Raw genomic sequence first — 12586 nt, 5'->3', positions numbered from 1 at the left:
AGCTAATGATACGAACGGGAGAGCTTAATGATGAAAATATATGAGAAAGCGCCGGCCAAAATCAATCTGCTGCTCGACGTGCTCCGAAAGCGCGAAGACGGCTTCCACGAAGTCGAGATGATTATGACGATGGTAGACCTTGCGGATCGTCTCGAGATGGAAGAACTGCCGCGGGATACGATCATTATTTCAAGCCAAGCCGGATACATACCGCTGGATGAGAAAAATCTGGCTTTCCAAGCGGCCAAGCTCATCAAAGAACGTTATGACGTGCGAAAAGGCGTATACATTCATTTGGATAAAAAAATACCGGTCGCAGCAGGCCTTGCCGGCGGCAGCAGTGATGCCGCAGCCGCACTGCGCGGATTGAATCGTCTGTGGGGGTTGCAAATACCGGAGGACGAGCTATGCCGGCTGGGCGCAGAGCTCGGCTCTGACGTACCGTTCTGCGTAACGGGCGGAACAGCTGTTGCTCGCGGGCGCGGCGAGAAGCTTGAGCCGATTGCAAGCCCGCCGCAATGCTGGGTCGTCCTTGCCAAGCCCCCGATAAACGTATCGACGGCGGACGTTTACGGCAAGCTCAGAGCCAACGAGCTGAGCGCTTCCGATCATCCATCGACAGCAGGCATGATCTCGGCCATCGAACGCGGTTCGTTTGGCGATGTTTGCGACGGACTGGGCAATGTGTTGGAGAAAGTGACGCTGGATCTATATCCGGAAGTGCTGCAATTGAAAGAAAGCATGCAGCGGCTGGGGGCTGACGGCGTGCTTATGTCTGGAAGCGGGCCGACCGTATTTGGCCTTGTCTCCAAAGAAGCGAAGCTCGCGCGCATTTACAACGGGCTTAGAGGCTTTTGCAAAGAAGTGTACGTGGTAAGAATGCTTACATAGCATTGACGTTTATATTGATTAAATCCGTATAAAAATGTTATATTGTCATTATATTATTCGGATTTAGTGGGAGGGAGATGGCTTTGAAAAAGTTGAAGCGAAGCGCAAGACTGGTAGAAATGACGCAGTACCTGCTTAGTCGTCCTCACACGTTAATATCGTTGACAGCTTTTGCCGACCGATATCAGTCTGCGAAATCATCCATAAGCGAAGATCTAGCCATTATTAAAGAAGTTTTTGAAGAAGAAGGCTTCGGTGAATTGAACACGCTTGCGGGCGCTGCCGGCGGCGTTAAGTTTACGCCTAAGATGCATACGGAAGAAGCACTATCCATTATGAAAAATATTTGCCGCCAGCTGGGCCAGCCGGAAAGAGTGCTGCCGGGCGGCTATTTGTATATGACCGATATGCTGGGCCAACCAGAGCTCCTGGCTGATATCGGCCGCATGTTTGCAACAGCATTTGCAAGCAGCAACATTGATGTCATTATGACGGTCGAGACGAAAGGGATTCCGCTGGCGTATGCTGTGGCCTCCTGTTTGAACCTGCCGGTCGTTATCGTACGCCGCGACAACAAAGTAACCGAAGGCTCGGCGGTGAGCATCAACTATGTTTCCGGCTCCAATAAGCGGATACAGACGATGTCGCTGGCGCGCCGCGCGCTGAAAGAGCAGTCGAGAGTGCTGATCATTGACGATTTCATGAAAGCAGGCGGCACGATTCAAGGGATGATGGATTTGCTGCATGAGTTCAAGGCGACCGTTGCGGGCGTCGGCGTGTTCGTCGAGTCCGGGGAAGTGGAATTGGAAGAACGTCTGCTGGAGGATTACGTATCGCTTGCGAAATTGACAGCAGTGGATATGAAGACGAAGCAAGCGACGGTTGAGCCGGGAAATTATTTCAAAGTATAGTTATGAAAGGCTGGGAATTGACGTGACGCAGAAACAAACTCCGCAAGTGATCTCTACCGATAAGGCGCCTGCCGCAATCGGTCCTTATTCGCAAGCGATCAAGCTTGGCGGCTTGCTGTTCACATCGGGACAAATTCCGTTGAACGCTGCCGGCGAATTGGTCGAGGGCGGAATCGAAGAGCAAACGCATCAAGTGTTCCAAAACTTGAAAGAGGTTCTTGCAGAAGCGGGAGCAACATTCCAAGATGTTGTGAAAGCAACGGTCTTCATGAAAGACATGAATCAATTTGCTACGGTTAACGGCATCTACGCTTCCTACTTTGGCGACCACAAGCCAGCCCGTTCCGCTGTAGAGGTGGCAAGGCTTCCGAAGGATGTTCTTGTCGAAATTGAAGTCATAGCATCGACAAATGTCGAATAGCAACGAAAAACATTTAATTACAAAAAAATATTTTAAATAGAGCATATTTTTCCCAAAAAATTAGAAGGATTTTGCACAAAAACGTGGAAGTATACACCAAGTCTCAGATAGGCAAAGGTGGTGAACACAAGTGCAAATTACTGATGTAAGACTCCGCCGTGTTAATTCGGAAGGACGTATGAAAGCTATTGCTTCCATTACCATTGATAATGAATTCGTCGTTCACGATATTCGTGTCATTGACGGTAACAATGGTATGTTCGTGGCGATGCCGAGCAAACGTACTCCTGATGGAGAATTCCGGGATATCGCCCATCCGATTTCTTCGACGACTCGCGAGAAAATCCAAGCTGCAGTACTCGCTGAATACGAGCGCGCAGCAACGGAAGAAGTAGCAATCGAAGAAGGCGCATAAGCCTATCTCACAAGGTGAAACGGCTGTCGTTGTCATTTGGCCGCGCAGCACGTTTCATTCCGGGAATTATAGGTCAAGTATGCAGAAAACTTTATACTTTCCTATAATTTGAAAGAAACGTTCGTCCCATTAGGGACGACTAAGTCGTTTCTGTATGGGAGTCGCAGGAAAGGGAGCCGTAAGGCTCTCTTTTCTTTTTGCCTATTATGGGATATATTCAAAAGAAAAGTTAGCGGGAGGAATTACGGTTGAAAGTGATGGCGATTGTGCTTGCAGCAGGTCAAGGCAAGCGGATGAAATCGAAATTATATAAAGTACTGCATCAAGTAGCGGGCAAACCGATGGTAGGCCATGTTCTGAATACGGTGAAGGAAGCGGCGAGCGAACGGACGGTTGTCATCGTCGGTCACGGCGCGGAAGCGGTTCAAGCTTATTTGGGCGACCAAGCAGAATATGTGCTGCAAGAGCAGCAGCTCGGGACGGGCCATGCGGTTCGTCAAGCAGAAGGGCTGCTCGGCTCGGAAGAGGGAACGACAATCGTCGTTTGCGGCGATACGCCTCTTGTTAGAGCGGAGACGATTCGCGCCATGATCGAGCTGCACAGTTCAACTGGCGCTGCGGCGACGGTACTGACCGCTTCGTTCGATAATCCGACGGGTTATGGACGCGTCATTCGCGGAACAGACGGCGCGGTAGAGCGTATCGTCGAGCAGAAAGATTGCTCGCCGGAAGAAGCGGCCGTGAAAGAGATCAATACGGGAACGTACTGCTTTGACAATAAGAAGCTGTTTGCCGCTCTTGCCGAAGTGAAGAGCGACAACGCGCAAGGCGAATATTATTTGACCGATGTGATCGGTATTTTCCGCCGCGCGGGCGAATCTGTACAAGCCTATTGCACGAATGATTTGGCTGAGGCAATCGGCGTTAATGACCGTGTTGCGCTGGCGGAAGCTGAAGGCTATATGCGCGAGCGCATCAACCGCAAGCATTTGATCGAAGGCGTAACGCTGATCGATGCTGCTTCTACTTATATCGAGGCGGACGTTCGGATCGGTTCCGACACGATTATTTATCCGGGCACCGTACTGCGCGGAGAGACGGTTATTGGCGAGGATTGCGTCATCGGCCCGAATGCCGATATTAGCGACTCGACAGTCGGCAACGGCGCAACGGTTAAATACTCGGTCGTAGATAAATCGGAAATCGGCAATGAGAGCGCAGTTGGCCCATACGCGAATTTACGTCCTGGCTCGAAGCTTGGCGTCGGCTGTAAAATCGGCGACTTCGTCGAGTTGAAAAATGCGTCGCTTGGCGACGGCAGCAAAGTATCGCATCTTAGTTATGTAGGAGACGCTAAAGTCGGCAAAGACGTTAATATCGGCTGTGGAGCTATTACCGTCAACTATGACGGCTACAATAAATTTGTGACGGAAATCGGCGACAATGCGTTTGTTGGCAGCAACGTCAACCTCATTGCGCCAGTGAAGCTTGGCGACGGCGCGTACGTTGTCGCAGGCTCGACGATTACGCATGACGTTCCATCCGGCGATCTGGCGATTGCCCGCGAGCGTCAAGTGAACAAATCGGGCTATGCGGACAAAATTCGTGCCCGCGCAAAGGCGAAGAAAGAGAATGCGAAGAAGGGCTAAGCCCCATTCCGTGATTAATAATCGGCAGTTAAGGGAAAAGCTATACGGAAATTGACTTTACTGGGAGGTTTCCGATAGATGTCTATTCCGATGATTGCCGAGCAAAGAACGATCGGGACTAAAGGCGAGATTCGAAAGTTAAGAGCAAGCGGCAAAGTGCCGGGTGTTGTATACGGCAAGCAGCTGGCGCAGCCGTCCGCTATTGCGCTTGAAGAAAAGGAGCTGCTGGCGCTGCTGCGCTCTCATCCGAATGCGGTGCTTGATCTGGATGTGCCAGGCTCAGGCAAGCAGCCGGTCATGATCGTCGACGTGCAGCGCGAGGCGCTGACGAGACGCATTCTTCATATTGACCTGCATCAGATCAATATGAATGAGGAAGTCAAAACGCAGGTTCGCGTCGACTTTGTCGGGGAAGCGAACGGCGTCGGCGAGGGCGGCATTTTGCAGGCGCTGCTGCATGAGCTGGAAATCGAGTGCTTGCCTGCGAATATTCCAGACGCGATTGAGGTCAATGTCGCCGATCTGGAAATGGGCCAAAGCTTGCTTGTTCGCGACGTCATTGCTCCTGCCGGCATCAAGCTGCTTGCCGATCCGGAGCAGGTCGTGGTTACGGTGCTGGCGCCGCAGAAAGACCTGACCGAGGAAGAAGCGGAAGCGCAAGCGGTAGAGCTTAAGGAAGCGGCGGCAAGATCGACGGAAGCGCAAATGCACGAGGTTGATTTCGCGTAAATTTGAGTAAGGCGGCATCTTCCATGGCCCTGTGGCGTAACGTGGAGGATGCCGTTTTCCTTTTTTAGCAGGGAACGTCAGTTATGGCGTAGAATAAAGGCGTAGAATAAGATCCTGATGTAAGAAATGGAGAATACCAATATGAAGTGGATTGCAGGGCTGGGGAATCCCGGCGCCGCTTATCAAGCAACCCGGCACAACGTCGGTTTCATGGTCGTCGACGAGCTGGCGAAGCGCTGGGGCATTTCCGTTACGCAAAATAAATGCAAAGCGCTGATCGGCGAAGGGAACGTTGCAGGAACGAAGGTCGTTCTTATTAAGCCGATGACTTATATGAACCTGTCGGGGGAATCGGTTCGGGCATTTATCGATTATTTTAAAGCGGATCAGAATGACGGTCTGATTGTCTATGATGATATGGATACAGAGATTGGCAAGATTCGGCTGCGCTATCAAGGCAGTGCGGGCGGTCATAACGGCATCAAATCGCTAATCCAGCACTTAGGCACGCAGCAATTCAACCGCGTCCGCATGGGCGTCTCCCGCCCGCAGCCGGGACGGAATATCGCCGATTACGTGCTGGACAATTTTCCGAAGAGCGAACATGAGCTGTTGAAAACGATGATTGAGCAGTCTTGCGATGCGATTGAGTATTCGCTCAAAAATTCTTTTGACAATACGATGGCAAAGTTTAACCGATAGCGCCGCCTAAGCTGCGGCTAATCCGGGCATACTGAAGGGTATAACTACTCTTCAGGAGGCATACATATGGCTGTAAACTATATTTGCAGGCACTGCCGCACGTCAATGGGGACAATTGAACAAAGCGGAATTACCGAACATCAACTCGGTTTCCATTTCTTGACCCCCGAAGAACGCAGCGATATAATAGCGTATGACCCGAACGGGAACGTGACGGTTAAAGTGATTTGCGACTACTGCCGCGAGGCGCTGGAAGCAAATCCGGAGCTGCTGCTTGTAACGAATCCGCTGCAATAACGATTTCATGTTTATAGTTCAACCCAAACGAAGCTTCGCCTCCACAGGACGGCGAAGCCGTTTCTGCTTGGATAGGAGTTATACATACTCCGTTCATCATTATTGTCTATTATATATAATGGGCTTTTGTCGCCTATGGGCGGCATAGAAACGAGGTGCCTACTGTTTTGAAAGCGTTAGTACAGGCTTTTGCCGCCGATCCGGATGTGCAGTCTATTATTGCCGGCGTTCGAAAAGGGATGCGGGAGCAGATGGTGTCGGGGCTCGCAGGCTCTTCCAGACAAGTGCTTGTCGCCGCTGTTAAAGCGGATGTTGAACGGCCGCTGCTTGTTGTGACTCACAATATGTACGCTGCGCAAAAAATCGCCGAAGATTTGCAGGAATGCTTTTCTTCTAAAGAAGTGCTTTTATATCCCGCCAATGAGCTTGTAGCTGCTGAAGCGGCGATCTCGAGTCCCGAGACGCTTGCGCAGCGAATGGATGTGCTGATCAAGCTGTCCGAAGGCTTTCGCGGGATTGTTGTTGTGCCCTTTTCCGGCGTCCGCCGCTATCAGCCGATTAAGGGCGTCATGTCCGGAGCGAGAATTGAAGTGCGTGTCGGCGAATCACGGTCGATGGATGCGTTCTTGCGGCAAATGGCCGGTGTCGGCTATGTGCGCGCTGACCGCGTAGAATCCCGAGGCGAGATGAGCGTACGCGGCGGCATTGTGGACTTCTATCCGCTTACGTCGCAATCCGCGTATCGGATCGAATGGTTTGGCGACGATGTGGATTCGATTCGTGCCTTCGATCCTGCCGATCAACGCTCGCAGGACAATCTGCAAGAGCTGATTGTGCCGCCTTGCCAGGAGCTGCTGGCCGATGAGCGCCGGTTCAAATCGGCTGCCGATCATGCAGCGTCGCTGCTTGAGGCTCAATTGGACAAAATGACGGACCGGACGGCGAAAGACCGCCTGCGTACGGAAATTGGCGGCGAGATTGAGAAGCTGCGGGAGCATGTCTATTTTGCAGAAATCTATAAATATATTTCTTTGCTATATCCGGAGCGCCAGACGCTGCTTGACTATGTGCCTGAAGATACGCTTCTCATTCTCGATGAACCGACCCGTTTGATTGAGACGGCAAAACAATTGGAGCGGGATGAAGCGGAATGGGCGACGCATTTGCTCTCGAACGGCAAGTCGCTGCCAAGCTTTACGCTGGCGCGGGCGACGGATGAAGTTTTGCATCACCGCCCTTTCCAGACGCTGTTCTTGTCGCTGTTCCTGCGCCAAATTCCGCATACGCAGCCGCAAAATATTCTGAACATGACAAGCCGTGCGATGCAAAATTTCCATGGTCAGATGAACGTGCTCAAGGCGGAGATGGATCGCTGGCGCAAGACTGGCGCGAACGTGATGATGCTGGCAGGCAATGCTGAGCGAATGGACCGGATGCGCCGCGTTCTTCAAGACTATCATATCGAACCGCCAACGCTGATTGAGGGCAACCTGCAATCCGGCTTTGAGCTGCCTTCCTCGCATTTGGTCGTCATTACCGAAGGCGAGATGTTCTCGCAGAAGCAGCGCAAGGCGCGTCGCGTCGATCAGAAGATTGACAACGCCGAGCGGATTAAAAGCTATACTGAGCTCAAGGTTGGCGATTATGTCGTCCACCAGAACCACGGCATCGGCAAATATGTAGGCATCGGCACGCTCGAAATTGCCGGCATCCATAAAGACTATTTGCATATTATTTACGCTGGCGGAGATAAGCTGTCCGTTCCGATCGAACAGGTCGACATGATTCAGAAGTATGTCGGGTCGGAGGAGAAAGAGCCGAAGATCAACAAGCTCGGCGGCAGCGAGTGGACTCGGGCGAAAAATAAAGTGCGCGCGTCGGTTAAAGACATCGCCGACGATTTGATCAAGCTGTATGCGGAACGCCAATCGGCGCCGGGCTTCGCGTTTAGCTCGGATACAGCCTATCAGAACGAATTCGAAGCGATGTTTCCGTATGACGAGACTCGCGATCAGCTTCGAGCGATTGAAGAAATTAAGAAGGACATGGAGAAGTCGCAGCCGATGGACCGGCTTCTGTGCGGCGATGTCGGCTACGGCAAAACCGAAGTGGCTGTCCGCGCGGCGTTTAAAGCGGCAATCGAGGGCAAACAGGTCGCGATTCTCGTGCCGACGACCATTCTGGCCCAGCAGCATTATGAGACGTTCCGCGAGCGTTTCTCCGGCTATCCGTTCAACATTCAAGTGCTGAGCCGATTCCGCTCCCGCAAGGAGCAGAACGAAACGATGAAGGGACTGAAGGCGGGAACGGTCGATGTGGTTATCGGGACGCATCGCCTTCTGTCGCAAGATATTATATTTAAAGATTTGGGACTGCTCATTGTCGATGAGGAGCAGCGGTTCGGCGTGTCGCATAAGGAAAAGCTGAAAAAGCTGAAAACCAATGTCGACGTGCTGACGCTGACGGCAACGCCGATTCCGCGGACGCTGCACATGTCGATGCTCGGCGTGCGCGACTTGTCCGTTATCGAGACGCCGCCGGAGAACCGTTTTCCAGTGCAAACCTATGTCGTTGAATACAACACTTCCCTTGTGCGGGAAGCGATTGAACGCGAGCTTGCCCGCGGCGGGCAAGTCTACTATTTGTACAATCGGGTGCAAGGCATCTATCAAATGGCAGAGCTGATCAATTCGCTCGTTCCGGACGCCAAAGTAGCGGTAGGGCATGGCCAAATGTCGGAGCAGGAGCTGGAGAAGACGATACTCGACTTCCTGGACGGCGAATCCGATGTGCTAGTCAGCACAAGCATTATCGAGACCGGCGTCGACATTCCGAACGTAAACACGCTTATTGTGCATGATGCGGACAAAATGGGGCTGTCCCAGCTTTATCAGCTGCGCGGAAGGGTTGGCCGCTCAAACCGGATCGCTTATGCCTATTTCACCTACCAACGGGACAAGGTGCTGACTGAAGTCGCGGAGAAGCGGCTGCAGTCGATCAAGGAATTCACCGAGCTTGGCTCCGGCTTCAAAATTGCGATGCGCGACCTGGCGATTCGCGGCGCGGGCAACTTGCTTGGCGCCGAGCAGCATGGCTATATTGCCTCCGTCGGCTTCGATCTGTATTCGCAAATGCTGGCCGATGAGATTGCCGCGCGGAAAGCGTCGATGGACGGCGTTGAAGTGAAGGAAGAGCGCGCTGTCAGCACGTTGATCGACGTGAGCGTTGATGCGTACTTGCCGTCCGACTACATTTACGACAGCATTCAAAAAATCGAAATTTACAAAAAGGTCGCTACGGTTCGTTCCTTCGACGAAGCGGATGATTTGGCCGAGGAAATGATCGACCGGTTCGGCAATTTACCGCAGGCCGTCGACAATTTGCTGTCGGTTGCCCGCTTGAAGGTATACGGCAGCTTATATGGCATTGAACAGATCAGCCAAAAACAGGACGATCTTATCGTGCGGTTCGCCGAGCGGGAGCATAAACGGATCGATTCGTCCAAAGGCGATCAGCTGTGCCTGAAGTTTGAAAATCGGTTCCGTCTGAGCAATAGCCAGAAGGATGAATATCCGTCGCTGCTGTTGCGAGGCAAGGGTTTGGAGATGGATCAGAAGCTGCAGCTGCTTGAGCGGTTTTTGAAGTCGTTCAGCGAGGCGCGGATCGGAGCGGAAACGCTGCAGGATGCGACATCGGGTTAGAAAATTCGCAATGCGGAGTCGTTTTCTGTTACAATACAAACAACTTCTTAAATTGAAAGGGGATTCAACATGTTTCAGATTAAACAAGGATCGGCATGGCGCAGAAGAGCGCTGCTTGTTGTCATTGCAGTGCTTGTCATGACGCTTCTAGCGGGTTGCGGTACGAACGTTAATTATACGTTTGCCGGCGCAGGCGAAGGAACGAAGGTCGCCACCTATAAAGACGGCAATGTAACGGAACCCGAATTGAATAAATATTTGGGCGTGTTCAACATTATGCAGCCTGGGTATGAGCAAGTTTTAGAAATTCCTCAATTCAAGGAACAGTTGCTGCAGCAGTTTATATCCTACAAAATTCTTGCTGGACAGGCTTCCAAAGAGACGTTAAAGAAAGCTAAAAAAGAAGTAGATAAGCAATTCAAGGACTTCGAGAAGGCAATTGAAGAGCAAGCCGAACTGAAGAAAACGCTTGAAGAAAAAGAAATAACGAATGCGGATGTAAAGGCGTATCTGAGCTTGATGCTCGTCGTCGTTGAGCATATGAATTCGAAAGTTACGGAAGACGAAATGAAAGCCGAGTACGAGAAAAACGGCGGGAACTACAACCCGGTAACGGTTCGCCACGTGCTTGTTGCGACAACGGACCCTTCGACGGGCGAAGAGAAGCGCACGTCCGAGGAAGCGTTGAAACGCGCGAAAGAAGCAAAAGCGAAGCTTGATGCCGGCGGAAGCTGGGATGAAATCGCGAAAGAATACTCCGATGACACCGGTTCGAAGGATTCTGGCGGTCTATACGAGAATGCCAATGCTGGCGACTGGGTAGAAGGCTTCAAGAAAGCGGCTCTGGAGCAAAAGGTTGGCGTAATTGGCGATCCTGTTGAAACCGAGTACGGCTATCATGTCATTTTGGTTGAGAAGCGCGACATGAAAGCGTACGCCGATCTGGATGAAAAGACGAAAGAATCGGTGAAAAGCGCGGTTGCTTACGCGCACATGAATACGTTTATGACGGAAGAAATGCCGAAGCAAGAAGTGAAAATTACGCTTCCTGAGCCGTCTCCGTCGCCTAGCGCGTCGGCAGCTCCTGACGCATCGGCGTCGCCGGAAGCGTCTGCATCGCCAGAAGTGTCGGCTTCTCCTTCGCCATCTGCTGAAGCAAAGTAATGAACAATCGAGCGTAAACGAGCTAGGCTGCCCGTTGGCTGCATTAGCAATCGTTTCACGAATAACTAAAGCTGTCCTTGTCCGGCTCTTATGGCCGGTCGAGGGCAGCTTTTTATTTTGGGCTGTTTCGAGGGAATGTAAGGTCGAAGATGATCTTAGAGCTTGAGGTGTTAAGAAAGGGGCTGCTATGACTAGTTATGTTATATATATGTAATATATAGTTGATTTGTGTCATTATTATGTGATGTATATTCATATATTTTGGCGAAAAAGAGAAGGGATTGTGCTGATTCATCCCTTTTTGTTCCGATTTTTGATTTTTAATGTCACATATATTGACACAAAAAACTCAATCCCCCTATAATAATGATACGAACATTACCAACAAGTTCCATGTAAATGTTCGTGAATTAAACAAAAATATAGAGGCGTTGGGGAGTGGAGAGATGAAAAAGAAGTGGTTTTATCAGATGGGCTTGGTCACGGTAATGCTTAGCATGTTGCTGGCGGCTTGCGGCAACAATGAGGAACCGGTATCCACCACATCAGAAACGGGCGGTACGGAGGCGGCAGCAGAAGACGTTATTAAAGTCGGCGTGCTACATTCGTTAAGCGGAACGATGGCTATAAGCGAAGTTTCTGTACGCGATGCCGAGATTATGGCGATCGAGGAAATCAATGCGGCCGGCGGCGTACTCGGCAAGAAGATCGTTCCGGTCGAAGAAGACGGCGCATCCGACTGGCCGACTTTCGCGGAGAAAGCGCGCAAGCTTATCTCCGAGGATAAAGTCGCTACCGTATTCGGCGGATGGACTTCCTCCAGCCGTAAAGCGATGAAGCCGGTCTTCGAGGAATTGAACGGCTTGCTCTGGTATCCGGTTCAATATGAAGGTCTTGAAGCTTCCCCTAACATTTTCTATACAGGCGCTACTACGAACCAGCAGATCGTTCCGGCTGTCGACTGGCTGCTTGAGAATCGCGGCAAGAAGTTCTACCTGCTTGGCTCTGACTATGTGTTCCCGCGCACGGCTAACCTCATCATTAAAGAGCAGCTAAAAGCGAAGGGCGGAGAAATGGTCGGAGAAGAATACACGCCGCTCGGCCACACCGACTACAGTACGATTATCAGCAAAATTAAAGAAGCCAAGCCGGACGTTGTATTCAACACATTGAACGGCGACAGCAACGTGGCTTTCTTCAAGCAGTTGAAAGACGCGGGCATTTCGGCGGAAGATATTACGACGTTGTCCGTATCGGTAGCCGAAGAAGAAATTCGCGGCATCGGCGTCGATGTGCTGCAAGGCCACCTGGCGGCATGGAACTATTACCAAACGACAGATACCCCGGCGAACAAAAGTTTCGTTGAAAACTATAAGAAGAAATACGGCGAAGACCGCGTTACGGCCGATCCGATCGAAGCGGGCTACGCAGCGGTGTACTTATGGAAAGCGGCAGTGGAGAAAGCCGGCTCGACTGATGTAGCGAAAGTGAAAGAAGCGGCGAAGGATCTCGAGTGGGATGCTCCGGAAGGCAAAGTGAAAATCGACGGTGAGACGCAGCATATTTACAAAACCGTTCGGATCGGCGAGGTTCAAGCTGACGGACAATTTAAAGAGCTGTGGAATTCCGGAAGCGCGGTGAAGCCGGACCCTTACTTGAAGGGCTACGAGTGGGCGGCGAGCATCAAGCCGACGGAGTAGCGTAAG

General features: G+C 51.4%; 11 protein-coding genes. All 11 read left to right on the top strand.

Translation table 11 applies throughout. The features are described from left to right. Positions 1-30: 30 nt before the first annotated feature. The 11 genes from ispE (at position 31) to urtA (ending at position 12580) form a co-directional block, all read left to right on the top strand. On the top strand, positions 31-891 hold the full coding sequence (gene ispE / locus GOM71_RS17480) for a 4-(cytidine 5'-diphospho)-2-C-methyl-D-erythritol kinase (protein WP_156283400.1): 861 nt from the start codon (positions 31-33) through the stop codon (positions 889-891). An 83-nt stretch (positions 892-974) separates the two neighbouring features. Continuing rightward, entirely contained in the window at positions 975-1802 is an 828-nt protein-coding gene (gene purR / locus GOM71_RS17475; RefSeq protein ID WP_156283362.1) for a pur operon repressor, read from the top strand. A 22-nt stretch (positions 1803-1824) separates the two neighbouring features. Continuing rightward, positions 1825-2223, top strand: coding sequence for a RidA family protein (locus tag GOM71_RS17470; protein WP_367649676.1), 399 nt, complete (start codon positions 1825-1827; stop codon positions 2221-2223). Positions 2224-2353: 130 nt separating this feature from the next. Next, positions 2354-2638 (top strand): septation regulator SpoVG, encoded by a 285-nt coding sequence (gene spoVG, locus GOM71_RS17465; protein WP_042171213.1) that lies wholly within the window; start codon positions 2354-2356, stop codon positions 2636-2638. Between the two features lie 248 nt (positions 2639-2886). Beyond that, positions 2887-4287: a bifunctional UDP-N-acetylglucosamine diphosphorylase/glucosamine-1-phosphate N-acetyltransferase GlmU gene (gene glmU, locus GOM71_RS17460; RefSeq protein WP_156283360.1), complete on the top strand. Its 1401-nt coding sequence runs from the start codon at positions 2887-2889 to the stop codon at positions 4285-4287. A 78-nt stretch (positions 4288-4365) separates the two neighbouring features. Then, positions 4366-5016 (top strand): 50S ribosomal protein L25, encoded by a 651-nt coding sequence (locus GOM71_RS17455; protein ID WP_156283358.1) that lies wholly within the window; start codon positions 4366-4368, stop codon positions 5014-5016. A gap of 141 nt (positions 5017-5157) precedes the next feature. Beyond that, entirely contained in the window at positions 5158-5718 is a 561-nt protein-coding gene (gene pth / locus GOM71_RS17450; protein ID WP_156283356.1) for an aminoacyl-tRNA hydrolase, read from the top strand. Positions 5719-5784: 66 nt separating this feature from the next. Then, positions 5785-6015 (top strand): anti-sigma-F factor Fin, encoded by a 231-nt coding sequence (gene fin, locus GOM71_RS17445; protein ID WP_156283355.1) that lies wholly within the window; start codon positions 5785-5787, stop codon positions 6013-6015. 167 nt (positions 6016-6182) lie between these two features. Then, positions 6183-9716: a transcription-repair coupling factor gene (mfd, locus tag GOM71_RS17440; RefSeq protein WP_156283353.1), complete on the top strand. Its 3534-nt coding sequence runs from the start codon at positions 6183-6185 to the stop codon at positions 9714-9716. A 69-nt stretch (positions 9717-9785) separates the two neighbouring features. Beyond that, complete coding sequence (locus GOM71_RS17435) at positions 9786-10880, top strand: peptidylprolyl isomerase (RefSeq protein WP_156283352.1); 1095 nt, start codon at positions 9786-9788, stop codon at positions 10878-10880. 446 nt (positions 10881-11326) lie between these two features. Beyond that, positions 11327-12580 carry an urea ABC transporter substrate-binding protein gene (gene urtA / locus GOM71_RS17430; RefSeq protein WP_156283350.1) on the top strand — a complete coding sequence of 418 codons (1254 nt, stop codon included), beginning with the start codon at positions 11327-11329 and terminating at the stop codon, positions 12578-12580. Positions 12581-12586: the final 6 nt, after the last annotated feature.

It is taken from the genome of Paenibacillus sp. NEAU-GSW1, assembly GCF_009737085.1.
Taxonomy (GTDB): Bacteria; Bacillota; Bacilli; order Paenibacillales; family Paenibacillaceae; genus Pristimantibacillus.
The sequence above is the reverse complement of the archived record's forward strand: the minus strand, read 5'-3'. Positions and strand labels throughout refer to the sequence as shown.